22 protein-coding genes are annotated in these 24,251 nt (G+C 55.9%); 11 read left to right on the plus strand and 11 right to left on the minus strand.

Features of this window, described 5'->3' with window-relative positions:
* Positions 1–108 precede the first annotated feature (108 nt).
* The 7 genes from KVG88_RS13925 to KVG88_RS13955 all read left to right on the plus strand — a co-directional run bounded on the left by KVG88_RS13925 (position 109) and on the right by KVG88_RS13955 (position 8,962).
* Positions 109–1,260: a glycerol dehydrogenase gene (locus KVG88_RS13925; RefSeq protein ID WP_217871773.1), complete on the plus strand. Its 1,152-nt coding sequence runs from the start codon at positions 109–111 to the stop codon at positions 1,258–1,260.
* 39 nt (positions 1,261–1,299) lie between these two features.
* A complete protein-coding gene (locus tag KVG88_RS13930) occupies positions 1,300–2,472 on the plus strand; it encodes an iron-containing alcohol dehydrogenase (RefSeq protein ID WP_217871774.1) in 1,173 nt (390 codons plus the stop codon).
* Positions 2,473–2,647: 175 nt separating this feature from the next.
* Positions 2,648–4,147: an aldehyde dehydrogenase gene (locus tag KVG88_RS13935; protein ID WP_217871775.1), complete on the plus strand. Its 1,500-nt coding sequence runs from the start codon at positions 2,648–2,650 to the stop codon at positions 4,145–4,147.
* Between the two features lie 119 nt (positions 4,148–4,266).
* On the plus strand, positions 4,267–5,508 hold the full coding sequence (locus KVG88_RS13940; protein WP_217871776.1) for a sugar ABC transporter substrate-binding protein: 1,242 nt from the start codon (positions 4,267–4,269) through the stop codon (positions 5,506–5,508).
* An 85-nt stretch (positions 5,509–5,593) separates the two neighbouring features.
* Entirely contained in the window at positions 5,594–7,105 is a 1,512-nt protein-coding gene (locus KVG88_RS13945; RefSeq protein ID WP_217871777.1) for a sugar ABC transporter ATP-binding protein, read from the plus strand.
* Positions 7,098–8,153 (plus strand): ABC transporter permease, encoded by a 1,056-nt coding sequence (locus KVG88_RS13950; protein ID WP_217871778.1) that lies wholly within the window; start codon positions 7,098–7,100, stop codon positions 8,151–8,153. Before KVG88_RS13945 ends, KVG88_RS13950 begins: the two co-directional genes overlap by 8 nt.
* 134 nt (positions 8,154–8,287) lie before the next feature.
* Positions 8,288–8,962, plus strand: coding sequence for a GntR family transcriptional regulator (locus KVG88_RS13955; RefSeq protein ID WP_367616840.1), 675 nt, complete (start codon positions 8,288–8,290; stop codon positions 8,960–8,962).
* 60 nt (positions 8,963–9,022) lie between these two features.
* On the opposite strand, the gene KVG88_RS13960 is transcribed toward KVG88_RS13955, so the two are convergent.
* Positions 9,023–10,039 (minus strand): zinc-binding dehydrogenase, encoded by a 1,017-nt coding sequence (locus KVG88_RS13960; RefSeq protein ID WP_217871780.1) that lies wholly within the window; start codon positions 10,037–10,039, stop codon positions 9,023–9,025.
* A gap of 507 nt (positions 10,040–10,546) precedes the next feature.
* Between KVG88_RS13960 and KVG88_RS13965 the strand changes: the two genes are divergently transcribed.
* Positions 10,547–11,758, plus strand: coding sequence for an MFS transporter (locus KVG88_RS13965; RefSeq protein WP_217871781.1), 1,212 nt, complete (start codon positions 10,547–10,549; stop codon positions 11,756–11,758).
* 225 nt (positions 11,759–11,983) lie between these two features.
* Positions 11,984–13,375, plus strand: coding sequence for an MFS transporter (locus KVG88_RS13970; RefSeq protein WP_217871782.1), 1,392 nt, complete (start codon positions 11,984–11,986; stop codon positions 13,373–13,375).
* Between the two features lie 291 nt (positions 13,376–13,666).
* Here the strand turns inward: KVG88_RS13970 and KVG88_RS31195 are convergent, their stop codons facing one another.
* Together KVG88_RS31195 and KVG88_RS31200 are read right to left on the minus strand one after the other, a co-directional pair.
* The gene (locus KVG88_RS31195) at positions 13,667–13,930 is read right to left on the minus strand and encodes an SDR family NAD(P)-dependent oxidoreductase (RefSeq protein WP_367616841.1); all 264 of its coding nucleotides are present in this window, start codon (positions 13,928–13,930) and stop codon (positions 13,667–13,669) included.
* Entirely contained in the window at positions 13,863–14,201 is a 339-nt protein-coding gene (locus KVG88_RS31200; RefSeq protein WP_264084105.1) for an SDR family NAD(P)-dependent oxidoreductase, read from the minus strand. Before KVG88_RS31200 ends, KVG88_RS31195 begins: the two co-directional genes overlap by 68 nt.
* A gap of 126 nt (positions 14,202–14,327) precedes the next feature.
* Between KVG88_RS31200 and KVG88_RS13980 the strand changes: the two genes are divergently transcribed.
* Positions 14,328–14,624 carry a tyrosine-type recombinase/integrase gene (locus KVG88_RS13980; RefSeq protein WP_217871783.1) on the plus strand — a complete coding sequence of 99 codons (297 nt, stop codon included), beginning with the start codon at positions 14,328–14,330 and terminating at the stop codon, positions 14,622–14,624.
* Between the two features lie 821 nt (positions 14,625–15,445).
* Here KVG88_RS13980 and yghU read toward each other — a convergent pair.
* Both yghU and KVG88_RS13990 read right to left on the minus strand, forming a co-directional pair.
* Entirely contained in the window at positions 15,446–16,285 is an 840-nt protein-coding gene (yghU, locus tag KVG88_RS13985; RefSeq protein ID WP_217871784.1) for a glutathione-dependent disulfide-bond oxidoreductase, read from the minus strand.
* A gap of 336 nt (positions 16,286–16,621) precedes the next feature.
* On the minus strand, positions 16,622–17,479 hold the full coding sequence (locus tag KVG88_RS13990) for a type 1 glutamine amidotransferase domain-containing protein (RefSeq protein WP_217871785.1): 858 nt from the start codon (positions 17,477–17,479) through the stop codon (positions 16,622–16,624).
* Between the two features lie 117 nt (positions 17,480–17,596).
* Between KVG88_RS13990 and KVG88_RS13995 the strand changes: the two genes are divergently transcribed.
* A complete protein-coding gene (locus tag KVG88_RS13995) occupies positions 17,597–18,541 on the plus strand; it encodes a LysR family transcriptional regulator (RefSeq protein WP_217871786.1) in 945 nt (314 codons plus the stop codon).
* Here KVG88_RS13995 and KVG88_RS14000 read toward each other — a convergent pair.
* The 6 genes from KVG88_RS14000 to KVG88_RS14025 form a co-directional block, all read right to left on the minus strand.
* Positions 18,526–18,819 carry a hypothetical protein gene (locus KVG88_RS14000; protein ID WP_217871787.1) on the minus strand — a complete coding sequence of 98 codons (294 nt, stop codon included), beginning with the start codon at positions 18,817–18,819 and terminating at the stop codon, positions 18,526–18,528. The genes KVG88_RS13995 and KVG88_RS14000 overlap by 16 nt on opposite strands.
* A 41-nt stretch (positions 18,820–18,860) precedes the next feature.
* Positions 18,861–19,181 carry an oxidoreductase gene (locus KVG88_RS14005; RefSeq protein ID WP_217871788.1) on the minus strand — a complete coding sequence of 107 codons (321 nt, stop codon included), beginning with the start codon at positions 19,179–19,181 and terminating at the stop codon, positions 18,861–18,863.
* Between the two features lie 316 nt (positions 19,182–19,497).
* Positions 19,498–19,917 (minus strand): SRPBCC family protein, encoded by a 420-nt coding sequence (locus KVG88_RS14010; RefSeq protein ID WP_217871789.1) that lies wholly within the window; start codon positions 19,915–19,917, stop codon positions 19,498–19,500.
* 258 nt (positions 19,918–20,175) lie between these two features.
* Positions 20,176–21,483: an OprD family porin gene (locus KVG88_RS14015; RefSeq protein WP_217871790.1), complete on the minus strand. Its 1,308-nt coding sequence runs from the start codon at positions 21,481–21,483 to the stop codon at positions 20,176–20,178.
* Positions 21,484–21,763: 280 nt separating this feature from the next.
* Positions 21,764–23,071, minus strand: a complete 1,308-nt coding sequence (locus KVG88_RS14020; protein ID WP_217871791.1) for an MFS transporter — start codon at positions 23,069–23,071, stop codon at positions 21,764–21,766.
* A gap of 197 nt (positions 23,072–23,268) precedes the next feature.
* Complete coding sequence (locus KVG88_RS14025; RefSeq protein ID WP_217871792.1) at positions 23,269–24,249, minus strand: transketolase family protein; 981 nt, start codon at positions 24,247–24,249, stop codon at positions 23,269–23,271.
* Between the last annotated feature and the right edge of the window lie 2 nt (positions 24,250–24,251).

Below are 24,251 nucleotides of genomic sequence, written 5' to 3' on the forward strand. Positions count from 1 at the left end.
AAAAATAAAATATGATATATCATCAGTCCGTTGGGTAAAGAACTTCCCGGACACGTCCTCAAATCAATAACAAAAAGCCTCCACGAAGAGGCAAGGATGAACGTTGATATGACACAGATATTTGCTGCTCCCAGCCGCTATATCCAGGGCTACAAAGAGCTAGACCGCCTTCACCGGCACGTGGCGTGGTTTGGTCGGCGGTTATTGGTGGTTACCACCCAGGGGCGCCTGGATAGCCTGAAGCAGACGCTGAGTGCCAGCTTCGAGGCTGAGCACACCCAATTGCACTACGCGATTTTTTCCGGCGAAGTGACCCGTCAGGAAATCCGGCGATTGACGACGAGCATGAACACCTTTGAATGCGATGGGGTGATCGGCGTGGGCGGCGGCAAGGTCCTGGATGCCGCCAAGGCTGTGGCGCATCAAGCCAGGGTTCCGTTGTGTATCGTGCCCACCATTGTTTCCAACGATGCTCCCACCAGTTCACTTTCGGTGCTGTACACCGAGGAAGGCGCATTTGACGATGTGCTGTTTTATGAGCGCAGCCCGGATGTAGTCGTGGTAGATACCTGGATCATCGCCCAGGCCCCGGTGCGGTTGCTGGTGGCCGGGATGGGGGATGCCTTATCGACCTATTTCGAAGCCCGCACCTGCGTTGAATCGTACCGGGACAATTTTCTCGGTAACGCGGGCGCCGGAATGAAGGAGGGCGGCTCCGGCGCCAAATCGACGATGACTTCCATGGCCATCGCCGAGCTGTGCTACCGAGTACTGCTTGAAGACGGAATGCAAGCCAAGCGAGCCAGTGAAAACAAATGCGTTACTAAAGCCTTCAACCGCGTGGTGGAAGCCAATGCCTTGATGAGCGGTATTGGCTTCGAGAGCAATGGCGTCGCCACTGCACACGCGGTGTATTGCGGATTCAGCGAACTGGGCAACCGCGCGACGATGTACCACGGCGAGTACGTGGCCTTCGGAACGCTGGTGATGCTGGTGCTTGAAGGCAAATCCAGCGGTGAACTGGATGCAGTGTTGAGGTTCTGCCTGAGCATCGGTTTACCAGTCACCTTCGAAGACCTCGGCCTGGCCGATATCACCCCACACGAACTCGACTGTGTGGCACGCACCGCTGCTGACCCGAACCAGACCAGCAAGGTTGAGCCGTTTGAGGTCACTTTCGATGAAATGAAGGCTGCGCTGATCTCGGCCAGCGACCTTGGAGAACTCTATAAAAAAGGCGGTTCGTTGCGGGTGGGTTGAGCCGGTTTGCAACGCAGAGCCACAACAAAAGGTGAACTGATGAAAGCATTTCAGGCAAATCTCCCGGTCACACTCGATTTCGAGGCCGGGGCAATCAGACACATGGGTGAAAAGGTCGAGCCATTCGGAAAAAAAGTCTTCCTGATGGTGGACCCATTTCTTCAGGGCAGTGACCTTGTTGCACAAATTACCAGCAGTTTTGCCGAGCACGACATCGAGTATCTCGAGTTCTACGATATCGTGCCCAACCCTCGACATACCACGATCGATCGTGCCGTTGAGCTTGTCCGCGAAGCGGGTTGTGATGTCGTGGTGGCGGTCGGTGGCGGCAGTGCCATTGACTCAGCAAAAGCGGTTGCCCTCGTTGCCGTACATGGTGGTTATTGCTGGGATTACACCGAACGCCTGGGCGAAGTGGTGACTCGACCGCAAAGCCGCGGGTTGCCGCTGCTGGTAGTGCCGACTACCTCCGGGACTGGAACCGAAGCGACTCCTTTTGCGGTAATCAACAATCCCGAACTGGGCCTTAAGTGCGCCATCGTCAATCCGTTCATCTATCCAGATGTTGCTTTGGTCGACCCACAGATCCTGGTTTCGAAACCAGCGAGGCTCACCGCTCTGACTGCGGTCGACACCTTTTGCCACTCGCTGGAAGCGTACATCAGTATTCACTGTACCCCTTGGGTCGAGATGGTTGCCCTGGAATCGATTCGTTTGTTTGCAACGGACGCCCAGCGCTGCGTCGAACACGGCGATGACGTTGAAGCGCGCGCACGTATGGCCTTTGCATCGACGCTCGGAGGAATGGCGATTGCAAGTGCTGGCGTAACGGTTTCCCATGCGTTGGGTCAACCGTTGGGGGCGATGACTGACGCACCCCACGGCGGTACCGTCGCGGCCAGTACGCCGTATGTGATTGGCTGGACGCTGCCGGTGTGCGCAGACAAGTTTGCCCGAGTGGCCGAGATTCTCGATCCGTCGACGCAGAGCCTCACGGAGATGGAACGAGCGCAGCGTCTGCCAGGGATTCTTGAAAAACTGTTCACCACGTTGGGCGTCACCGATACGTTCCGCAGTTATGGCCTACAGGAACATCAGATCGATGACTTTGCGCAAACGGTATGGACCAGTTTCAACCAGGACCTGGCCTGCCACCCGAAGAAAATCACCAGCAAAGAGGAAGTCGCCGACATCATAAGAATGTGTTTTTAAACGTCGTTGTTTCACAGGCGCAGTCTTTGCCGATCGCTTGATAATCGGCGTTTAGTCTCGCGCCTGACGAAGTTCTGAAGACATTGTTTGACCGACCTGTCACTTGGGTTGGCCGGTTTTTGCATGCTCGAAAAACACTATGCCTACAACAAGATCAAACAGGAGACGCAACAGCATGAACACTCTCGTTGATATCGCTGCGGTCCAGAAGCGTGTCGCCTCCCTGAAACTACCGGGGCAAGCATTCATCAATGGCCGTTTTGTCGACGCTTTGAGCGGCGAGACATTTGCCAACATTTCTCCACGTAACGGCCAGGTGTTGAACCACGTAGCGTCCTGCCAGGCCGAAGACGTAGACCTCACCGTCAAGGTCGCGCGCCAGGCGTTCGACAGTGGCGTGTGGTCGCAACTGGCGCCGAAGGATCGTAAGAAAGTCATGCTGCGCTTTGCAGCGCTGTTCGAGCAGCACATGACGGAACTGGCCTTGCTCGAGACGCTGGACATGGGTAAACCAGTCTCCGAAAGTGCCGGGTTCGATGTGCATGCGGTGCTTGAGTGCCTGCAGTGGTACGCCGAGTGCTGCGACAAGGTCTATGACGAAATCGCGCCGTCTGGGGCGGGCGCGCTGGGGATGATTACCCGCGAGGCCATCGGCGTCGTCGCCGCCGTGACACCGTGGAACTTCCCGATGTTGATGGCGATGTGGAAAGTCGCACCGGCTCTGGCGATGGGCAACTCGGTGATCCTCAAACCCGCCGAACAATCACCACTGACAGCCTTGCGCATTGCCGAACTGGCAGCACAGGCGGGCATTCCGCCAGGCGTCTTCAACGTGCTCCCGGGTTTTGGCCCGACCGCTGGCCGTGCGCTTGGCCTGCACATGGACGTCGACACGCTGGTCTTCACAGGATCAGGTGAAGTAGGAAAATTGTTCCTGCAGTATTCGGGGCAGTCGAACATGAAACGGGTGTGGCTGGAGTGCGGAGGCAAGACCCCGAACATTATTCTCAATGACTGCCGCGATCTAGAAAGGGCCGCGACCACTGCCGCCAAATCGATGTTTTTCAATCAGGGTGAAGTTTGCGTTGCGCCATCGCGGCTGATCGTCGAGGAGGGGATTGGCGACGAGTTTGTTGCCGAAGTGTTGAAAGTTGCCCGGACCATCGCGATTGGTGATCCGCTCGATCCGGTTACGCAGTTGGGTGCCATGGTCGACAAGGCGCAGATGGATCGGGTGCTGGGTTACATCAGAAAAGGCTCCGCGGAAGGTGCACGACTCATCCTAGGTGGCGAACGCGCCACGGGCGTATTGGCCGACGGATTTTTCATTCCACCGACGATTTTTGACAACGTCACCAACGACATGACCATCGCCCGGGAAGAAATCTTCGGTCCAGTGCTGTCAGTCATCACCGCCAAGGATCACTTGGACGCTGTGCGTATCGCCAATGATTCGCCCTATGGCCTAGCCGCAAGCCTATGGACTAACGATCTGTCGCGGGCCCACTCGATAATCCGTTCGCTGCGTGCCGGCAGTGTCTGGGTCAATTGTTTCGACGGTGGCGATATCAGCATGCCGTTTGGTGGTTACAAGCAATCGGGCAATGGCCGCGACCGGTCGCTGCACGCGCTGGACAAGTATTCGGAGCTCAAATCCGCCTGGATCGAATTCTAGAGTCGGCCGGACTTTCATGGCCGCCTTCGAAACAGGTCCTGTCTGCGACAGAGACCGCGGGGGCGGCTACCTGAAAGACCCGCAACATTGTTCAAATCAGCGCACTGGAGAATAATAATATGAAGCTGTCAGCTGTCCGTTCGATCACGACTTTTACCCTGGCGACGCTTATCGGCACACACGCGTGGGCAGCCAGCAAGCATGAAATCTATAGCTTGATTCCTAACACGGCGTTATCGGGTGTGATTGATCCCGATATGCCAGATCGCACTTCGATCAACAAAGCCTTACCGCTGAAAAAAAAGGGCGAGCGTCTGCGTATTGGTTGGACTGAAATCACTCTGGGCAACCCCTGGTTTGTCTCGATGATCGACGACTCGAAAACCATCGCGAAAAAGTACAACTACGATATCGAACTACAAGTGGCTGACAGTGATGTCGCCAAGCAGAGTGCACAGGTCGATAACTTCATTACCCTGGGTGTCGATCTGATTGTGATCGACCCTACCGATGTCCTCGGCTCGGTATCTGATATTGAGCGTGCGGTGGCTGCAGGGATTCCGGTCATTACTGTAGGTACCGCCCCGGATTCCGAGGCTCCGGTGATCACCACCAGCACGGGTAACCCTTATGGCAGTGGTTTTGAGGCCGGTAGTTATGTCGCCTCCAAGTCCGATCCGGCCAGCGTGATCAACGCGGCTATGGTCATTGGCGTGATGGGTAATTCCACGTCCGAAAGCCGAATGAACGGCATGATCTCCGGGCTCGTTTATGCCCGCTCGCAAGAGCGCAAGCTGGGTCTTTCCAAAGAAGACGCAATGCTCAAGGGCTTCAAGCTGTTCCAACAAGTCAAAGCCAAAGGCAGCTTCAGCTGGCCGGAAGGTGGCTTTAACGTGCTGGCCTGGGGACGTGGTGACTGGACCGAAGAGGGTGGTCTGGCCGCGACTGAAGATATTCTCGCGTCCCAGGGCGATAAGCTCAATTTGGTGCTGGCCGAGAACGACTTCATTGCCATCGGTGCGATCAACGCGCTGGAAAATGCCGGCAAGACAAACACCGTCATGGTCGCTTCCGGTGCAGGCAGTTTTCGGGTGGCGCTGGACTTGATCAAGCAAGGGAAATTGATGGTGAGCGCCACCAACAGTGGCTCCGAAACCGGGGTTGCCGCCATCGAGTTGATTCACCAGATCCTTGAAAAGGGCCTGGATGCCAACAACCTGCCGCTGGCGTCCTACTTCCCGGTCACTCTGATCACGCCGGACAACGTCGACACCTATATCAAGGCTGACAGCCTGCCACCGTCCACCGACAACGTTCCACCGTTCCGTTCCATCGGGCAGATCAAAACCGCCATGAAGTGATTTAACGGTATGGAACCGGTCTGTTACTGCTGTCTTTGACAGCGGTTATAGACCGATCAATGACAGTTTATAGACGGTGAAGAAAATGAATGCGATGCACAAACCTGCCGTAGAGATGCTCGACATCTCGAAGAAATTCGGTGGTATCAGCGCGCTGAGCAGTGCCAGTTTTTGTGCCCGTGCGGGTGAAGTCCATGCACTGATGGGTGAGAACGGCGCGGGCAAGTCAACGTTGATGAAGATCCTTTCTGGCGCCTATGTGCGGGACGCCGGCGGGGTAAGTCTGAACGGCGAAAAAGTCGATATTCGTAAACCTGGGGATGCACTCAAACTGGGTATTTCGATCATCTACCAGGAGTTTGCCCTGGCCCCGCACTTGTCGGTGGCCGAGAACATCTGCATAGACGATCTGGGCAAGAGCAAGGGATTTGTAGAGTGGGCTGCAATGCGCAAAAAAGCTCGGGCAATTCTGGATGAGCTGGGTTTCAGCGATATCGATGTACGCCAACCGGTCGGCAGTTTGCCGGTGGCTTACCAACAAGCAGTCGAGATCTGCAAGGCACTGTCACGTAAATCATCGGTGCTGATTTTTGACGAACCAACCGCGGTACTCACCTCCCATGAAGCGGAGAAGCTGTTCAAAATCCTTGATGAGTTGCGCCGCAAAGGGGCATGCATTGTTTACGTCTCGCACCGCATGGATGAAATCTTCCGGATCTGCGATCGCGCCACGGTACTCAAGGATGGCAAGACCGTAGGTACGCTGGATCTGGCCGACATTACCGAGCGCGGATTGATCGAGATGATGATCGGTCGAGAACTCAGCGACTTGTTCCCTGCGCGTAACAAGCAAATCGGGGAGGTGTTGCTGAAAGTCGAGAATCTCTGTGCCGGACGTCTGGTGCGCGATGTGAGTTTTGAGGTGCGTGCCGGTGAAGTCCTGGGTTTCTGTGGACTGGTCGGTGCAGGCCGTACAGAAACCATGCGGGCGATTTTTGGTGCCGACAAAAAAACCTCCGGCACGATTAGACTCGATGGGCAGGAAATCCACAACCAGACCCCCCGTGAAGCCATTGTCAATGGCATCGGCCTGTTGCCCGAGGATCGAAAACACCAGGGCGTGCTGCTGGAAATGTCGATCAGGGTCAACGGCGCGCTTCGCCCAGACAGTCCCTACACCGGGAACATGGGTTGGATTTCCAGCGCGCGGGAGACCCAGGGCATCGAATATTTGCGCCAGCAATTGGCGGTCAAGACTCACTCGATAGAACAGTTGGTCGGCGACCTATCGGGCGGTAACCAGCAGAAAGTCGCGTTGATGAAATGGGTTGATGCGAGGTGTCGAGTGCTGATTCTCGATGAGCCCACCCGCGGAGTGGATGTGGGCGCAAAAACTGAAATCTACCGGGTGATCAACGACCTCGCCGAACAGGGTGTAGCGATCATCATGGTGTCTTCGGAAATGATTGAAATCATCGGTATGTGTGATCGCGTGCTGGTGATGCGCGAAGGTGCGGTTGCCGGTGAACTTGCGGGCGAACGTATTAAAGAACAAGAAATGATTTGCCTGGCGATGGGAGTCGAACACCATGAGTAACCCTAATTCCAAGCATGTCCCGGCTGAGCTTTTGCAGGAAAACAGCCGCGCTCACGAGAGCAAGGCGAACCGGCGTTCATTGCAGCGCTTGTTTCTAGAACACAATGCTTTGGTGATGCTGGTATTGCTGGCTATCGTTGCTAGCGTCCTTTCCGCTGACTTCTTCACGTACCAGAACATTGGCAATCTGTTGCGCCAGTTAACTCCTTTGCTGCTGGTCAGCATCGGTATGTTGATTGTGATCCTGACGGCGGGCATCGACTTGTCCGTTGCCTCGGTGGCCGCCGTGGGTGGTATCGTGGTTGCAATGACCCTCAACGTAATGCCGGTCGAAGGTAGTTTCGGGTTGTTGCTTGCCGTCGCGATTGCGGTGGCGTCTGGGGTGGTGATGGGGTTGGTGACGGGTACCTTTATCGCGTATTTCCGCATGGCGCCTTTTATCGCGACGCTGGCCATGATGACGGTTGCGCGTGGGTTGGCGTTTATTTTGTCGAATGGTCAACCTCAAAGGCTGGATGACAAGCTGATCAGCGCTCAACTGCTGCGTGATTTCGGTCGGCTGGCCGATGGATTACTCGGTATTCCATGGCCGGTGTGGCTGGCAGCGCTGGTGACGTTGGTGTTTGCCTTGATCCTCCGTTACAACGCCTATGGACGCTTGACGATTGCCAGCGGGAGCAACGAGACGGCCGTACGCCTGGCGGGTATTCCGGTAGAACGCTACAAACTGGCGGCCTATGGGATCTGCGGTGGGCTCGCTGCATTGGCCGGAGTGGTGCTTGCTTCGCGTTCGGGGGTCGCGACGCCTAGCGCCGGTATGGCACTGGAACTGGACGCGATCGCCGCCTGCGTCATCGGCGGTGCATTGCTGACGGGGGGCAAGGGGACGATTTTTTACACCTTGGTGGGCGTGCTGGTGTTGGGGCTGATCGGCAACATCATGAACTTGCTGAGCGTGCCGGCCTATCCGCAGCAGATCATCAAAGGTGCGATTATCGTCATCGCCGTGCTGTTGCAGGGTGTCGGTCGTCGTGACGCACGTATTTGAGTGACTCACCTGCCGGAGTGGCAGGTGCAATTTGATGATGTAGGATGCGTTATCTGCGCCCCGGGTTGGCAGTCAATCATCTCTGCCGCCGTCGGCGCACCATCATCGTTCATGGAGATCGAGTAACAGTGACCGTGCATAAGCCCATTGATAAAGGCAACTTGAGCGAACGCGTGTATTCCATTATCCGCACCGCGTTGATGGACGGACAATACCAACCCGGGGATCGATTGCGCATCAGCGCGTTGGCCGAACAGTTCGGTGTGTCGATCACGCCAGTGCGCGAAGCGATATTCCGCCTGGTCAGCGATCATGCGCTGGACATGAAGGCGGCGACATCGATTTATGTTCCAGAGCTCACTGTCAGTCAACTGCGGGAAATCCAGTTGATCCGTCATTTGATCGAAGGCGAGGCGGCGGGTATGGCCGCTCAGCGTATTACCAAACTGGAACTGGAACATCTCGAAGCTATTCAAGATGCTTTCCAAAAGGCGGTTTCAGTCGATCACAAACAAGCGGCTTTGCTCAATCGTGAATTTCACTTCGGATTGATTTCCGCTGCCCGCATGCCAGTGGTGTCCAAGACTCTGGAAAACATGTGGGTCATCATGGGACCACTACTGAGTAGGTTCCACGCTGAGGTACCCAAACTGGAACTGGCCAGTGCCAGGCACAAACACTTCGAAGTCCTGGAAGGCTTGCGCACCCGTGACTCGGCCAAAGCCAAAGGCGCGTTGCAGGCCGATATCGCCTGGGGCGAGCTGATGATTGACTGGCTGGAGAAAAAGGAAAGCCTGGCGGAGGCCTAAACCCTATTGTGTCAGGCTGTCGCCCGAGCGCCGATCAAAGGGGCTCGGGCGTTGTCGCTTTTACTGGAATGCAGAAAGGATGGGGTCGGAGTCGTTCAATTGGGCAATCCATTTGCCTCCTTCTGCACCTTGTTTGAGTGCACGCAACGCCTCCGGAAGATTTCGGAAGTCGAAGACCTGACGTTTGGGCGCCAATAGGCTACCGTCCAGCAAGCCCTCTAACAGTCGTTCACCATTTTTCCGCAGCACTTGTCGGTCGTTCAGGCTGGCGTGGGCATGAAAGCTGTTGAGCGCCACCTCATGCAATGAAATAGCGGTGCTGAAGGCAGGCAATGGCGCCGTTTCCTGACGATCCTGAATGCACACAAGGTGACCGTTGTAGCCCAGCAATGAGGCAAGGGTGGCGGCATGTTCGCCGCTGACCGTGTCGAATACTGCGTGCAATCGACGTTCACCTAGAGCGGCCTCTTGCGCTTGTTGCCAATCCGCTTCGCGGTAGTCGAAAACCCCCACAGCACCCAGCGCTTTCAAGCTCGAATGGTGGGCTGTGGAGGCTGTTGCCCAGACTCGAAATCCGCGCTGTACCGCCAATTGAACCAGCAAAAGACCTACTGCCCCGCCTGCGCCAATGACCAGCACATCGCGGGATGCGGCAGTGGGCACTTTTTCGAGGGCCTGCCAGGCGGTCAAGCCGGGGCAAGGCAAGGACGCGGCGGCGCCGTCATCGAGCGCAGCGGGCACCAACAGCACGGTTGCGGCATCCAGTAAACAAAACTCGGCGAAACTGCCATCTCGCTCCAGTGACTGGTGATACGCCACACGGGTTCCCGGCTTGATCTGCACACCGGCGCCTGCTGCGACTACTATCCCCATGCCATCCACACCCGGCACGTGGCCGGTTTTCCATGCCGAGTGGCCCCATTCAATGATTTTCCAGTCCACCGGGTTCAACGCCAGCGCGCGGTTGGCAATCAGAACTTCGTCCGGGCCAGGTTGCACAAGGGGGTTGCGGATCAGTTGTAAACCGTCGATACCTTTACCCGCGGTCCAAGACCAGGCGGCGAAATCAGCGTGCATTGTGAGTCCTCATGAAAGACCGGATTGAAGCCATTTCAATCCGGTTACAGGCCTTGAGTGGTCATGGGTGCGCCACACTTAAGGCCGGTAGTATCCCTTCAGGTATCCATGAGGAGAACGTTGATTTACGCAAAGGTGTTGTGATCAGAAATCATCAATGGGCTCGACGTTGTTCTAGTTACTCAGGCTTGCTGTCGATCAACACCGAGTCGGTGCTTTTCAGTAGTTCGTCACTGTGCACCTTGTTTTTTACCGGGACGGTTTCTTTGAACCGGCACCCAGCATACTGCTGGAGTTACTCATCAGGCGCGGGCATCCATCGAGTGATTTCCCGCTCCGTAAGGTGAACAGTTCCTCGTCGAAAGTAGGGTAAATGCCAGTCACCAGGCAGCGATTTTTAGATCTTTGTTTTTCGGTCAAATATCAATTGCCTGCCTTGCTATTTTTCCGAAAGCCCCCAGCCCTGACACTGCGCCCCATCACTCAAACTCTTCCGGAGTTGCAGCCATGCCCATTGCCCTGCTCGCGCTGACCCTTAGCGCCTTCGCCATCGGGACGACCGAGTTCGTCATCGTTGGCCTGTTACCCACTATCGGTGCCGACCTTGGGGTCAGCCTGCCGACGGCCGGGCTTCTGGTCAGCCTTTACGCCCTGGGTGTCGCCATTGGCGCGCCGGTACTCACCGCCCTGACCGGCAAGGTCCCACGCAAATTGCTGCTGTTGTCGCTGATGGTGTTGTTTACCCTTGGTAACTTGCTGGCCTGGAAGGCTCCAGGTTACGAATCGCTGATAATCGCGCGGATCGTCACCGGCTTGGCTCACGGCGTGTTTTTTTCGATTGGCTCAACCATCGCCACCAGCTTGGTGCCGAAAGAGAAAGCTGCCAGTGCAATTGCCATCATGTTCACCGGCCTGACCGTGGCCTTGGTGACAGGTGTACCGCTGGGGACGTTCATCGGGCAAAACTTCGGCTGGCGTGAAACCTTCCTCGCCGTGTCGGTGCTGGGTTTGATAGCCTTCATTGGTAGCCTGATTTATGTACCGAAAAACATCGCCCACAGCAAACCGGCTTCGCTGTTGCAGCAATTGCAAGTACTGAAACAACCACGCCTGCTGCTGGTGTATGCCATGACGGCGGTCGGTTACGGCGGCTCGTTCATCGCTTTCACCTTCCTGGCACCGATTCTTCAGGACATCTCCGGTTTCAGCGCCAGCACCGTCAGCCTGGTGTTGTTGGTGTACGGGATCTCCGTGGCCATCGGTAATATCTGTGGTGGCAAACTGGCCGACGAACGCGGCCCGATCAGCGCCCTGAAAATCATCTTCGCATTGCTCGCCGCTGTGCTGTTCGTGCTGACCTTCACCGCCGGCAATTCATGGCTGGCCCTAGCCACCGTGCTGGTTTGGGGTGGGGTGGCGTTTGGTAATGTGCCGGGCTTGCAGGTGTATGTGGTGCGTCAGGCTGAGCATCACACCCCACATGCGGTGGACGTGGCGTCGGGGCTAAACATTGCGGCGTTTAACCTCGGCATTGCCGGTGGTGCGTGGGGCGGTGGATTGATCGTTGCTGACATGGGATTGATCCACACCGCGTGGATTGGTGGCCTGGTGGTGTTGGTCGCGTGGGCGCTGACCGCCTGGAGCGGTCGTCTTGATCGCCTCGGCCCTGTGTATACAGAGCCGACAGCGGGCTCGGCGCGCAATGTGGCAGGGTATTAACAACTAGGTTGCGTGGACATTGTTCGAGCGCCAAGCGTCGATCAATAAAGGATCAAACTTGGTGCGCGCTGGTTCTTTTTGAGTGACCACGGTTCATGAAAGAGCTAAGGGTTTCGCGTAGTAACGCGAGCCTTGGATCGTAGATGGAGTATTCACATAGATATGGCCCAAAGCGTGTAAAAACGCGAAGTCTTGTCTAGATGTGTAAGTACAGGAGTTACTTAGATGTCCCAACGCCGCTCAACATTAATTGCTTTGTTGGTAGCCGTAACATTCTTCATGGAGAACCTGGATGCCACAGTGATCGCTACTGCATTGCCGGACATGGCCCGCACGTTCGGTGTCGCAGCAGTAGACTTGAACGTGGGCATGAGCGCCTACATGCTTTCCGTTGCGGTGTTCATTCCTATCAGCGGCTGGTTGGCTGATCGATTCGGCTCGCGACTTGTATTCAGTTCGGCGATCGTACTATTTAGCGTGTCGTCGTTGATGTGCGGGTTGAGTGACAGCCTGGAAACCTTTGTCGCCGCGCGCGTGTTGCAAGGTATCAGCGGAGCGATGATGGTACCGGTGGGGCGTTTGGCGGTGCTTCGCGCTACCGAGAAGAAAGACCTAGTGCGGGCGATAGCATTCATCACCTGGCCCGGTCTGGTCGCTCCGGTACTCGGACCTCCCGTGGGTGGTTTTATCGTCACCCACGCTTCTTGGCCGTGGATTTTCTACCTTAATTTACCGTTGGGTTTGCTTGCCTTGATTGCGACTCTGGTGTTGATTCCCAAGCGAGACGACGTAGGTTCGCGGACATTCGACTTCAGTGGTTTTCTACTGGTTGGCGTCGCCAGCGCTGCGCTGCTGTACGGTGTAGAAATGCTGGGGCAAAGTAGTGCCAATTTATTGCAGGGCCTGTCACTAAGCGGTGCAGGTTTTATTCTTGGTGTTTTTGCCTGGCGACATATGCGTAGGCATACGCAACCGTTACTAGCGCTGGATGTGATGGGCGTTCGTACCTTCAGTGTCTGCCTGTGGGGTGGGTCGATTTTTCGAATTTCCATCAGCACCTTGCCGTTCCTTCTACCGTTGATGTTTCAACTGGCCTTCGGTCTTTCTGCATTCGATGCGGGGTTACTGGTGCTCGCCGTATTTGCCGGCAATTTGGCAATGAAACCGTTCACCACTATGGTGATGCGACGTTGGGGATTGCGCCCTGTGTTGATGATCAACGGCATCCTCGGCGTCCTGGCGATTGCGGCGTGTGCATTGCTGGATGAGCGCATGAGTTGGGCGCTGATTCTGTTCATCCTGTTCGTTGGCGGTCTGTCACGCTCCATGCAGTTCACCTTGTTCAACACACTGGCCTTTGCCGAAATCCCCAAGGAGCAGATGAGTGGTGCTTCAACCCTGTTCAGTATGTTCTTCCAACTGAGTATGGCGGTGGGGGTGGCCACCGGCGCATTGCTGCTACGTCTCGCTATGAATATCCACGGCACCACAGGGCAGGCAGAAACCGCCGATTTCCAGCTAACGTTTCTGTTGGTCGCAGTGATTGCAGGCGTTGCATTATTGGATAACCTGAGACTTCCGCCGCAGGCGGGCGAGTCGGTTTTGCAGCAAAAGTGAGTGCAGGGGCGCAAAAAATGGTCATTGGGCAGCATGGTGCTGAGCCTGCTAATCAATTAGGACGGAGGAACGAAGGGCCAGATCATTTATGGGCTAATTACCAATTTCGTTACGCAAGTTAAATCAGAAAACTTGAAAGCCATCTGCGGCATGCATCCAAGTGATTGAGTGCTTGTCAGATATTGGCATGAAATTGGTCTGGCGCATGAGCGTGCTCCTCTCAATCATCAATTTTTCGGGAGCGATGACGGCCCAAGGAATTCCTTGGGCCGTCATATTGGACGGATTGCCTCAGCGAGAAGCGGCCTTGAGTAGGTCTTCCAAGCCGATGCGGCGGAACATCTCGGCCCTGCAAAGTAGGGTGCTAGGTACGGCGGAGTGCCGCCGCGCGCTGCTGGACGACACCCACAGCACTAACCCTTGGCCCTGCTTGCGCAACTGCGGCAGCGCGGCGCGGTTGACCCGCTGAGTGCTCAGGACGTTGATGTCATAGAGCTGGGCGAGCTGCTCGGGCGTAAAGGCTTCGGCGGGACCGAAGGACATGGTGCCCGGCATTGTGGATGATCACATCCAGCAGACCGCAATTTTCGATGGTTTTCGCGACGCCACATTCGACCGATTCGCTTGACGCGACGTCGAGCTCAACGTAACGCAGGTCTACCTGATGCTGCTCGGCGTAGCGCTGCACCTCATCCTCCTGTGGCGAGTTGCGGCCTAGGGTTTCCCGCATGCTGGCGTAGACGCTGTGGCCGGCATCGGCCAGTGCGCGGGCGGCAAGGGCGCAAAAATCGCTGGATGCACCGGTAATCAGGGTGATCGATTTCATGTGGATGACCTCTGCAAAAGGATGGTTACAGGCGCGGTGGGGAGACGTTTTTCCACAGCATGAGAGAACCAGCCGGAGAAGGAGCCGAAGCGACTATGCTCAGTCGATGCCTACCAGCACTAGCTGTTGGTCAGTGGCATCATCAAAGGGCCGGTGTTTCGCGCCATTGATCGCTGGGGTCACTTAGTGGAAGAGCGAGGCAAACCTAATAATGAATCGCGTATTTTGCGTCTGGCGTTTCTGCGCAGCGGTGTTGCTGGTGGGGGTTACACCGCGCATTCACTGCGCCGTGGCTTTGCCACCTGGGCCAGTCGCAATCAATGGAGCAGTAAGGCGTTGATGGAGTATGTAGGTTGGCGGGATGTGCACTGGGCAGCGCGCTACATTGAAGTGGATGTGACCCTTGGTGACTGGACACGTTGAGCGCTCAGACGACCACACCGAATGACCTGTCGGGAAGGTCGGAGATGCGTTGCCGCCAATAGCTTCGGTTGGCCAACAGTTGCCTGTCGCGAAGGAACGTGAACCGAGTCAGAGCGGCCCGTGCAGCTGATCGATAGTTGCGGTGCAAACTTCTTCCTGACGAGTAGGCATTCGGAGGTCCTTGAGAAATATCAAGTTCGTGCATACGACGAAAGGAGTTTATGTGGTCAACTGTTCTGCTTTAAAAGATAAACTTTGCAAATTCGAGATTGAGCATAATGATAGGGGGATCTGACACACAGGTCGAAGAAGCTGGTCCTAACATCTAGGAGACAACAAAGATGCTTTGCTGGAAATACCGTCTGCATGGTTGCAGCTTTACCCCTAAATTGCAGTTCAGTCTGCGGTCTGCCTCCATCCGTGCTGGCGGGGCGTCAGGCCTTGCGTGAGCGTTGTGGAGCTCGGCCAAGAGCGTGCAATTGGTTGGCCAGCGCGGCGTCGGTATAGTCGTACTGCTCTTGAAAATGCGCCTCGGTGCGGAAACATACGGATTGTACACACTCTGCATTGAAGACCCTGACAGCGATTACCGCCCGCCTTGCTGGCGCTTCAGTTTCGACTGCTGCGGCGAGTCACCATTTGCAAAGGCGCCGATGCTCACAAAGGAGTACAAGCGCTCGCGTGACCTTTGAATCTAGCGTGTGGTAGGGCCTCGTTCCGCCAAACGCAAGCAAGACAGATAGGGGACGCTATTTATTTCCGCAGCATCAGCCGTTTAGGCTCGCATAAAAAATGCAGTTTATCGCGAAGCGGCGGTTAACTTAGCCTAAATCATCGGCGTGGTGCCGTTCGGGTAATTGGTTCGCTTCATCGCCCCACGTCCGATTTACTCGCAGTCCACGGATTACCGCAGGTCGAATGGCAATATTCGCCGCCCATTGCTGCACGTGGGTGTATTGGTATGCTGAAAGAAACTCCGCTGCCGAGTAAAGCTCGTTCAGTACCAATTGGCCATACCAGGGCCATACCGCGACATCGGCAATAGTGTAGCTATCGCCGGCCAAGTAAGCGCTTTCGCTTAGTTTCCGATCGAGGACATCCAATTGCCGCTTGGTCTCCATCGTGAAGCGATTGATCGGGTATTCGAACTTCTCGGGCGCGTAGGCGTAGAAATGCCCGAACCCGCCGCCCAGATATGGCGCGGCGCCCATCTGCCAGAAAAGCCAATTAAGGGTTTCAGTGCGCTCTGCCGGATCTGCAGGCAGAAGCGCACCGTACTTTTCAGCCAAGTAAAGCAGGATAGAACCCGACTCGAAAACACGCATGGCCGGCTCAACGCTTCGGTCCAGCAGCGCCGGGATCTTCGAATTCGGGTTGACTTCGACAAAGCCGCTGGAGAACTGGTCGCCTTCATTGATGCGGATCAGCCAGGCGTCATAGTCGGCGCCGCTATGCCCCAGCGCTAGCAGCTCCTCCAGCATGATGGTGACCTTTACGCCGTTGGGTGTAGCCATCGAATAGAGCTGTAACGGATGTTTACCTACCGGTAACTTTTTTTCATGGGTCGGCCCGGCTGTCGGTCGGTTAATGCTGGAGAATTTACTACCAGAGGGGGCGCTTTCCTTCCAGATTTTAGGAGGTACATATGACACTTTGCTCATGAATAGGGCCTCATGCTTTTTTGCTGTGATTACATAGGCGTTGGATAGAAAACCCTTTGCGCCATGTTTCGAAAAAAGAGCCGTTTATATGCCAGCGACGCCCGACTAAGAGTATCTAGTTGTGGTTCGGTGAGCCGTCGCTTAGCGAACAAAAAAATTAGCTTTTAACCTTAAGCCTGCGGCTCTAGAGCCCATTTCATTTATGTATGCGCACAACTCTCAACCTATTTTGAGCGGATGATCCTATGACTCAGACCGTCATCATTTTCAGGAGAGAGCTGCTGGATGCGGGTTCCCGGGCTTCAGACTAACAGCTGCATCTCGATGCTGAATGTATTAGCCTTTAGTGGCACTCCGTGACTTCAGTCGCTCAACGATCGCCTTGCCTACGTCCACTGCGGAGCTTGGGTTTTGCCCGGTTATCAGTTCGCGGTCGATGACTACATGTGAGGTCCATGGCGAAGTGTTACTGCTGAATAAACCCCCGGCTTGTTCGAGGGCCGTTTGCGGATAGAACTTCATTGCGCCGCCATTAAGTAACCCCTTGGCCAACTCCTCTTCCTGGTTGCTGAAGACCGTGAATTTATAACCGGCGTAAGTCCAGCCGTTGATCGAGGTTTTGCGTTCGGTTTCGAGTTGTCGGGTGAAAGCGACAGGGTCGGCCAGGGTCGACAGCAGTGCAATCGGGCCATGGCAGACGAGGGCGGTAGTCTTGTCGTTGTCATGGAAATTGTTCAGCAGTTTACCCAACGCGGTACTGTGCAGTAGGTCCTGCATCGGTGCGTGGCCACCGGGAATGTAGACAGCGTCGAAACGCTCGTAACCGATCTGTTCGACCCGTGCTAGGCTGATCACCGGCGACGCCTCCCGAGAGGTGATTTTTAGGTTTTCCAGCAATGTTTTGTGCTCACGCAAAGCATCGACATCATTGTTGAAATACATCTTGTTGTTGGACGATTCGTCCAGTGTCGGTGCCTTGCCCTCCGGCGTGGCGAAGGTCACCGAGTGCCCGGCTTCGAGTAGCATTTTTACCGGCTGCATCAATTCGTTCAGATAGAAACCGGTAGCGAAGACTTTGTTGTCCTTGAGATCAAGGTGGTCCGAGTCTGAGAGCACGACCAATACGTTCGCGGCTTGGGCGTTGAGGGCCGCGGTAGTCAGGGTGATTGCAAGGGCGAGTCGGGCGGGGCGCATGGGATCTCCTGATAGTGAGTCGATCGGCTGTGTGCTGATCGGTAATGTCACTATATTCATGCCTATTCGGGCGATAAACTCGCACAACAGGAAATCACCTATTCTCTGGAGGTAAAAGTGAGTCGTCGGTTTGATTACCTCGCTGACGTTGAAGTCTTTGTCGCCGTGGTGGAAAAAGGTTCGTTGAGCGCTGGTGCAGTGTTTTTGGCGACCACTCCGTCGGTTGTCAGCCGAACTATTTCTCGTCTAGAGACGCGTCTCGGCGTTCAGCTCCTGCGGCGTACGACCCGACGCTTGAGCCTGACAGAGGCTGGCCTGCTTTATTTCGAACAGTCTCAGGCGGCGTTTTCTCTGATCAATGATGCGGAAAGAACCATTCAGGCGCAGGAGGGCGAGCTTACGGGACGTGTCCGGCTCAGCGTGCCGACCACCTACGGGCATTATCGGTTGCCGGCGTTGCTTTGCCGATTTAACCGGCAGCACCCGCAAGTGCGCATCGAATTGAGTATCAGCAACCGAAACGTGGACTTGGTGGCAGAGGGGTATGACCTGGCCATTCGACTCGGGAAATTGCCAGACAGTGGCCTGATTGGCCGCCAGCTTGAGGACGCGCGTTTGTGCCTGGTTGCCGCGCCGGATTACCTGCAACGCTCGGGCACACCCCGCAGTATCGATGAGCTGGCAGCGCATGCCTGCCTCCCATTTGTGATGCCCGGTAGTGGGCGAATCGGGCCTTGGCTGTTTCGCGAACGGGGAGTTGATCGGGAGTGGATACCCGAGGCGAATGTTCGGGTGTCTGACGACGTGCTGGGTATTGTGTCGTTGGCTGAACACGGCATGGGGATCTGTCAGACCTACGATTTTATCGTTCGCGAGCGACTTCAAAACGGGCGCCTAGTGGAGCTGCTCGAACAGTCGAGTGGACGCTTCCGACCGTTCTCGGTGATCTATCCACCTCATCGCCAGTTGCAAGCGGCGGCACGCGCGCTGATCGACTTTCTCACTCATGAGGTAGCGGCTGACATGGGCATGCTACTCAGCGAGCCTCAATTGATTGAATAGGCGGAGTAGTCGGTATACCCCTGAGCACCTCTGTCACAGTACAATGCGCGGTCCGGTTTGAGCAGTGGGCATCCGTTGCGCAGTCGTTCAACCAGGTCCAGATTGGCAATGAAGGGCTCGCCGAACGCCGCGATGTCGATCAACCCGTCATTGAGAAATTGCTCGACGCGGTCCTGTGTCTTGCTACTGGCGAGTACCAAGGTGCCGAGGAAGTGATTGCGTAATTTATGCAGAAAATCCAGAGGGATGGACGAGCTACCCCGCGAAGTTTGGTCCATGAAATGTACGTAGGCTAGGCCGCGTCGGGACAAATGGTCAGTCACGTATAGGTAGGTTTCCTCGACGTTGTCGTACAGACCCATTTTGAATAGCCACCAAAAGGTGACAGACGAACAGCCGTTCGCTGAGCACCAATACGCTCGATGACGCTATCGACTGCCTCCAGCAGGAAGCGCGAGCGATTTTCGAGGGTGTCACTGCGGTACTCGTCGGTGCGGTCGTTGACCAGCGGGTTGAGGAACTGCTCGATCAGGTAGCCATTGTCACCATGTAGCTCAATACCATCGAAGCCGGCATCAATTGCATTGCTGGCCGCTTGGGCAAAATCACGGATGACGTCTTTGACTTCGGCGGCGCTCATGGCACGCGGCGCGGACACGTCTAGGGGGCCGGCTGGCCACGGCCGGTAAGCCCGCAGGCCTGGGAGTTGCGGGCAATTTTCGCAGTCGAGCTGACGGTGCAACACCCCTCCAGTTGAGTGCGGACTTTCACATTGACGAGGATCTGCCTAAGGACTGTCTGATAGAGGTGCTTGCGTAAACCGTACATGATTGCGAGGAAGTCCATGCGCTGTATCAGGATGGGCAACATGTGCCCTAGCGTATCCGGACATTCCTCGACTTTAGGCTGCCGCGTCTGCAGGCGTTCATGAATCGCAAGTGACGCTTTCGCGGTGGTCAGTCCGTGGATTCGACAATGGTTTTGAGGCGTTCGAGGCCTGTGCGGTAGAGGGACTCTAAACGCGCGACCACCTGTGTTTCGTCCGCTTCCTGGACAAGAAAGGTGCTTGACCAGGATGCCAGTGTTCCTCCTTTTTGATTGCTCTGGGCTGACATCCTGCCGACATAGTCGGTGACCGGCGACGGACCCTCAAGCAGCGCATAACTGTAATGTTTTTCATCTTCGTCGAAGGTGATCAAGCGCTCGACAATGATGGCACCGTCAGCGGTTTTCAGATGGCGCAGGCGTCCTCCGTCGCTCAGGGTGCTGCTGGCGATGACATCGACCCAGCGGGGGAGCCAGTCGAAGGCACCCAGTAGCGACCAGACCTGTTCGACAGGGCGTTCGATGGTAATCCAGATGTGGACTTCACACATACTTTCACCTTTGTGGAGGGGGACAAAAGAGGCTTAACGTGACCAGCCATAAATTGACGGCACTGAACAACAAGAGCATCGACCGGGCCATGACAGCGACCGGGGGTGTAAACCAGCGACGTCGCTCATTAGCGTTTTATCGCGTGTAAAAGAATCACCGGATAGACCGCAAGGGGCCGTTGTATGCGCTGACTCTGTGTCAGCGCTGATATAACAGCACCAGGCCAGCATCCTTGAACTGTGAGCGACATCGAGTGGTTAAAGCAGCGGTATGCTATAGCTTACGATCAATCGATTCTGATCCTGGTTTCGGGATGCCTCGCTGTTTGATTTGCCATTACGCCAGCCAAACCCAAGCCCCTTGAGCGGGCCGGATTGCAACGCATAATCGAGACTGAAATCGCGCTCCCACTCCTTTTGGTTTGAGCCGGTCGTGACTTTGATATTGTTGCCGCTGAGGTACATGACGGAAGCCTTAAGACCCGGGACGCCGAGGGCCGCGAAGTCGTAGGCATACTGACCGAACGCTGTGCGTTCACCCGCACGAGTGAAGGATTGGATCAGGCGGTCGGTGTACAGGTAAAGGCTGGTGCCACCTGCCCCCTTGTCCGGCAGCGCGCCTTGATTGAGTTGAGTGAAGTTACTGCCACTGGACACGCTTTGGTAACCAGCGGTTAAAGCGTGGCCACCCAGGGTGTAAACCAGCGCGGCGCTCCAGGTCTTGTTGTCTATCTCGCCATCATTGCCTTGGGTGTAGCCGCTGATTCGGTAGGCCGAAGTGCCTTCGCTGTTTTCTCCCGACGAATCCGTCTTGAAGTAGCGAAGGTCAGTCTTCAGAGACTGGCCTTCCGCTATTGCCAGCGTGTGGATCAAGCCGAAAAATTGCTGGGTGTAATAGTTGTCCAAATGGGCGTAGTAATATTGCGCAGTAAGGTCTTTATTTATTTTCCAGTCGCCGCCGGCGAAGTCGAGCTGGTTGCTCTCGCGTTTACCACCAATGGCCGCCAGGCCGGTTTGATCGCTGGATCCTCGGCCGGTGGCGTGCTCGATCCTGCCACCGATCAGGGTCAGGTCCTTGAACTCGCCAGAAGTCAATTGGCCGCCTTCGAAGGTTTGCGGCATCAGGCGCCCGTCGTTTGACACTAGGATCGGTAGCTTCGGTAGCAACGTGCCCAGGCGCAATTCGGTTTTCGATATTTTTACTTTGCCGGTCAGGCCCAAGCGGCTCCATTCATCCACTGCATTATTGTCTCTGTCGGACGGAATCATGCTGCTGCCGACGTGGTTTCCTTTGCCGCTGTCCAGTTTCACGCCCAGCAGTCCTAGTGCGTCAACACCAAAACCGAGTTGCCCGTCGGTGTATCCCGACTTGTAATCGAGCATGAAACCCTGCGCCCATTCTTTGGTTTTCGAAGGGGCGGCGGTTCCGTCTCGGTTGTCGTTATTGAAGTAGAAGTTTTTCAAACCTAGGTTGGCTTTGCTGTCACTCAGGAAGTCCGCGTGTGCCTGGGTGGTTAGTGCAAGAGCACTCGTTGCGAAAACGATAGTCGCTTTATTTTCTTTCATTTGTATCGACCCTTTTTTTGTAGTTTGAAGTTGGGAGCGGACGATCCGCTAATACTGTTGGTCAATGTTTAGATGATGAACGGGGCTCCCGCAGTGACCGGTGCTGGCAAAGAACGTTGCCTGCGGGAGCGTATTCAAAACATGGTCATGCATTTATCCATGCCGAGCTCAATGCAACGCTGGTGAACGCGTTGCGAGGTCGGGACAGCGACAGGCAGGCCCGTCCCAAAGACTATCTGGTGCTGCGGGGACGGGCTTTTTATGAGGTGACTGAGGTATTTTAGATTTTGTCGATTGCCACGCCGTGGTTGTTCTTCCACATCAGCACTACAGCACTGGCAATCACGGCAACCACGATCAGATAGATGTTGAACATCCACCCAATGTTCTCCGAATACAACCACGTGGTCAGGTACGAAGCTGTACCACCAAACACCGCAACGCCCAGAGAAATGCATACCCCGAACATCCGGGTGCGATAACGGGTCGGGATCTGTTCAGAGATTGATGCCGGTTTGCAACCCGTAATGAAGGCCACCAGCAACAAGCCCGCGGTTTGCGCCACCATTAACGTCCACGGCTCACTCGAAATCAGGTTCCAAAGAGGGAACAGCGTGGTGGCAATACCGAGCAAGGAAATCAGCGCGGAAATCTTGCGTCCCCACTGATCGGAGATCCAGCCCGAGATCGGCAGGAACACCAGGTAGATGACCTGTGCAATGCAACTCATGGTGAACGCACTGCGCGGATCCATGCCTTTAATGCTGATGGCGTAGATCGACGCCGACGTGACCCAGGTGTAGTAGGTCAACGTTGCACCGGCTTCATAGAGAAACAAACGAACGCCGTGTTGAATGATCTTGCCTCGACTCCACGCCGGAGCTTCGGGTGCGCCTGCGGCACTTGGGCTGTGCTCGCTTTCCATCATGTTGCGGCGCAGCCATAAAGCGAAGACCGCCAACAGACCACCGGAGGCGAACGGGATGCGCCAGCCCCATTCCTGCATTTCACTAACCGACAGTAACGAAGTCAGCAGCGCCATGTAGAACGTCGCCAATAAGGATCCACAACCGACGGCCAGGAACACCGTGCTCGACCACAATCCGCGGCGTTTCGGTGGGGCGATTTCAGCGATGTAAGCGTAAGAAGTGGTGGTCTCGCCACCGTGGGCAAACCCTTGGATCAGCCTGGCCAGCAACAGCAATGCCGACGCCCAACTGCCAATCGATTGGTAGGAAGGAATGAAGGCGATGAGTAGGCTGGCGCCGGCCATCAGCAACATAGTGCTGAGCAACACCGTGCGTCTGCCGAGCTTGTCCGCCAGAATGCCGAAAAAAATGCCGCCAATCGGCCTTAACAGGAACCCGGCGGCAAACACCGCCAAGGTGTTGAGCAGGGCCGAAGTTGCGTTACTTTTATCGAAGAGTGCAGCGGCGATGTACACCGAAGCAACGGTATAGATCGTCCAGTCGAACCACTCCAGCAGGTTGCCGACGCCGGTGGCCATCAAGGATTTTCTGCGCAGGGATGAATTTGTTTTGGCCTGTCCGATCGAGAGATCGGACATGGTCTCGGTGATATTATTCATTGTTGGCTCCGAGATGTTTCATGAACCACGATAGGTGGCGGGTAACAACAGGCTACGTAAATCTCCCTGAAAAACGCGGTCTCCCTGAAGTGCTTAACCTTGTAAGAGCCGGCTTGCCAGCGATTGAAACACCCCGGTACTTGAGGTGCGCCGGAGTGAAGCTATCGCCAGTGAGCCGGTTCCTGCAGGTGGGTGTGTTAGGAATTCAGATGCGCCAGCGCCACTTCCTCGATCCCGGCGGCATCCAGTTTGTAGTGTTCGTACAAGTGCGTCGGTGGGGCGATCAGGCTGTACTCGTCGTAAATGCCATGGCGCTTGAGCTTCACGCCGACGCCTTCATCCGCCAGCACTTCGGCCACAGCGGCACCCAGGCCACCGAGCACGTTGTGCTCTTCGACGGTCATCATCCGTTTGCTGCGTGCAGCAGCTCGCAGAATGGCGTCGCGGTCGATCGGCTTGATTGACGCCATGTCGATCACGCCCACCGAGCGGCCTTCGGCATTCATCTTGCGGGCGGCGGCGAGTGCCGGATGCACGGTGATGCCGCAGGCGATGATGGTCAGCTCCTCACCTTCGAAGTGCTCATGTGCCTTGCCGAATTCGAAGACCACGCCGTCCTCGTAGACGATCGGGTCACGACCACGGCCGATGCGGAAATACACCGGTTTGTCGTAGGTGGCCGAGGCTTTGATCGCCGCTACCAATTGCGCCCCGTCCGCTGGAGAAACCACCGCCAGATCTGCAATGGAGCGCATGGTGGCGATGTCTTCGGTGGCGTGGTGCGAAGTGCCATAGAAGCCCAGGGAGATCCCAGTGTGGTGACCGATCAGGCGCACGGGCTGCGCCGAATAGGCGACGTCCATGCGAATCTGCTCACAGCACAGCAGGCCGAGGAAGGAAGCAAAGGTCGCCACGAAGGGCATCACGCCACAAGTGGCCAGGCCGGCAGCGGCGGTGACCATGTTCTGCTCCGAGATGCCGAATTGCAGGTAGCGCTCGGGGTAGCGACTGGCGAACTTGTTCAGGCCGTTGGAGTACTGCAAGTCAGCTGAACCGGCCATTACAGGGTAGCCGGCCTCGGTCAGTTCAATCAGTGCGTCGGACAGGTACGACAGGCCCGGGTTGAGCGCATTGAGGCCACGGTACTGCCAGGAATTGGGGGATAGAGGGGCGTTCATGT

The sequence above is a fragment of the Pseudomonas azerbaijanoccidentalis genome (genome assembly GCF_019145495.1).
Classification (GTDB): Bacteria; Pseudomonadota; Gammaproteobacteria; order Pseudomonadales; family Pseudomonadaceae; genus Aquipseudomonas; species Aquipseudomonas azerbaijanoccidentalis.

What these genes read in the sequence shown, in the direction of transcription:
- KVG88_RS13925 (WP_217871773.1), top strand. Translation starts at nt 109, where the DNA reads ATGACACAGATATTTGCTGCTCCCAGCCGCTATATCCAGGGCTACAAA.
- KVG88_RS13930 (WP_217871774.1), top strand. Translation starts at nt 1,300, where the DNA reads ATGAAAGCATTTCAGGCAAATCTCCCGGTCACACTCGATTTCGAGGCC.
- KVG88_RS13935 (WP_217871775.1), top strand. Translation starts at nt 2,648, where the DNA reads ATGAACACTCTCGTTGATATCGCTGCGGTCCAGAAGCGTGTCGCCTCC.
- KVG88_RS13940 (WP_217871776.1), top strand. Translation starts at nt 4,267, where the DNA reads ATGAAGCTGTCAGCTGTCCGTTCGATCACGACTTTTACCCTGGCGACG.
- KVG88_RS13945 (WP_217871777.1), top strand. Translation starts at nt 5,594, where the DNA reads ATGAATGCGATGCACAAACCTGCCGTAGAGATGCTCGACATCTCGAAG.
- KVG88_RS13950 (WP_217871778.1), top strand. Translation starts at nt 7,098, where the DNA reads ATGAGTAACCCTAATTCCAAGCATGTCCCGGCTGAGCTTTTGCAGGAA.
- KVG88_RS13960 (WP_217871780.1), bottom strand. Translation starts at nt 10,039, where the DNA reads ATGCACGCTGATTTCGCCGCCTGGTCTTGGACCGCGGGTAAAGGTATC.
- KVG88_RS13965 (WP_217871781.1), top strand. Translation starts at nt 10,547, where the DNA reads ATGCCCATTGCCCTGCTCGCGCTGACCCTTAGCGCCTTCGCCATCGGG.
- KVG88_RS13970 (WP_217871782.1), top strand. Translation starts at nt 11,984, where the DNA reads ATGTCCCAACGCCGCTCAACATTAATTGCTTTGTTGGTAGCCGTAACA.
- KVG88_RS31195 (WP_367616841.1), bottom strand. Translation starts at nt 13,930, where the DNA reads ATGCCGGGCACCATGTCCTTCGGTCCCGCCGAAGCCTTTACGCCCGAG.
- KVG88_RS31200 (WP_264084105.1), bottom strand. Translation starts at nt 14,201, where the DNA reads ATGAAATCGATCACCCTGATTACCGGTGCATCCAGCGATTTTTGCGCC.
- yghU (WP_217871784.1), bottom strand. Translation starts at nt 16,285, where the DNA reads ATGAGCAAAGTGTCATATGTACCTCCTAAAATCTGGAAGGAAAGCGCC.
- KVG88_RS13990 (WP_217871785.1), bottom strand. Translation starts at nt 17,479, where the DNA reads ATGCGCCCCGCCCGACTCGCCCTTGCAATCACCCTGACTACCGCGGCC.
- KVG88_RS14000 (WP_217871787.1), bottom strand. Translation starts at nt 18,819, where the DNA reads ATGGACCAAACTTCGCGGGGTAGCTCGTCCATCCCTCTGGATTTTCTG.
- KVG88_RS14005 (WP_217871788.1), bottom strand. Translation starts at nt 19,181, where the DNA reads ATGAGCGCCGCCGAAGTCAAAGACGTCATCCGTGATTTTGCCCAAGCG.
- KVG88_RS14010 (WP_217871789.1), bottom strand. Translation starts at nt 19,917, where the DNA reads ATGTGTGAAGTCCACATCTGGATTACCATCGAACGCCCTGTCGAACAG.
- KVG88_RS14015 (WP_217871790.1), bottom strand. Translation starts at nt 21,483, where the DNA reads ATGAAAGAAAATAAAGCGACTATCGTTTTCGCAACGAGTGCTCTTGCA.
- KVG88_RS14020 (WP_217871791.1), bottom strand. Translation starts at nt 23,071, where the DNA reads ATGAATAATATCACCGAGACCATGTCCGATCTCTCGATCGGACAGGCC.
- KVG88_RS14025 (WP_217871792.1), bottom strand. Translation starts at nt 24,249, where the DNA reads ATGAACGCCCCTCTATCCCCCAATTCCTGGCAGTACCGTGGCCTCAAT.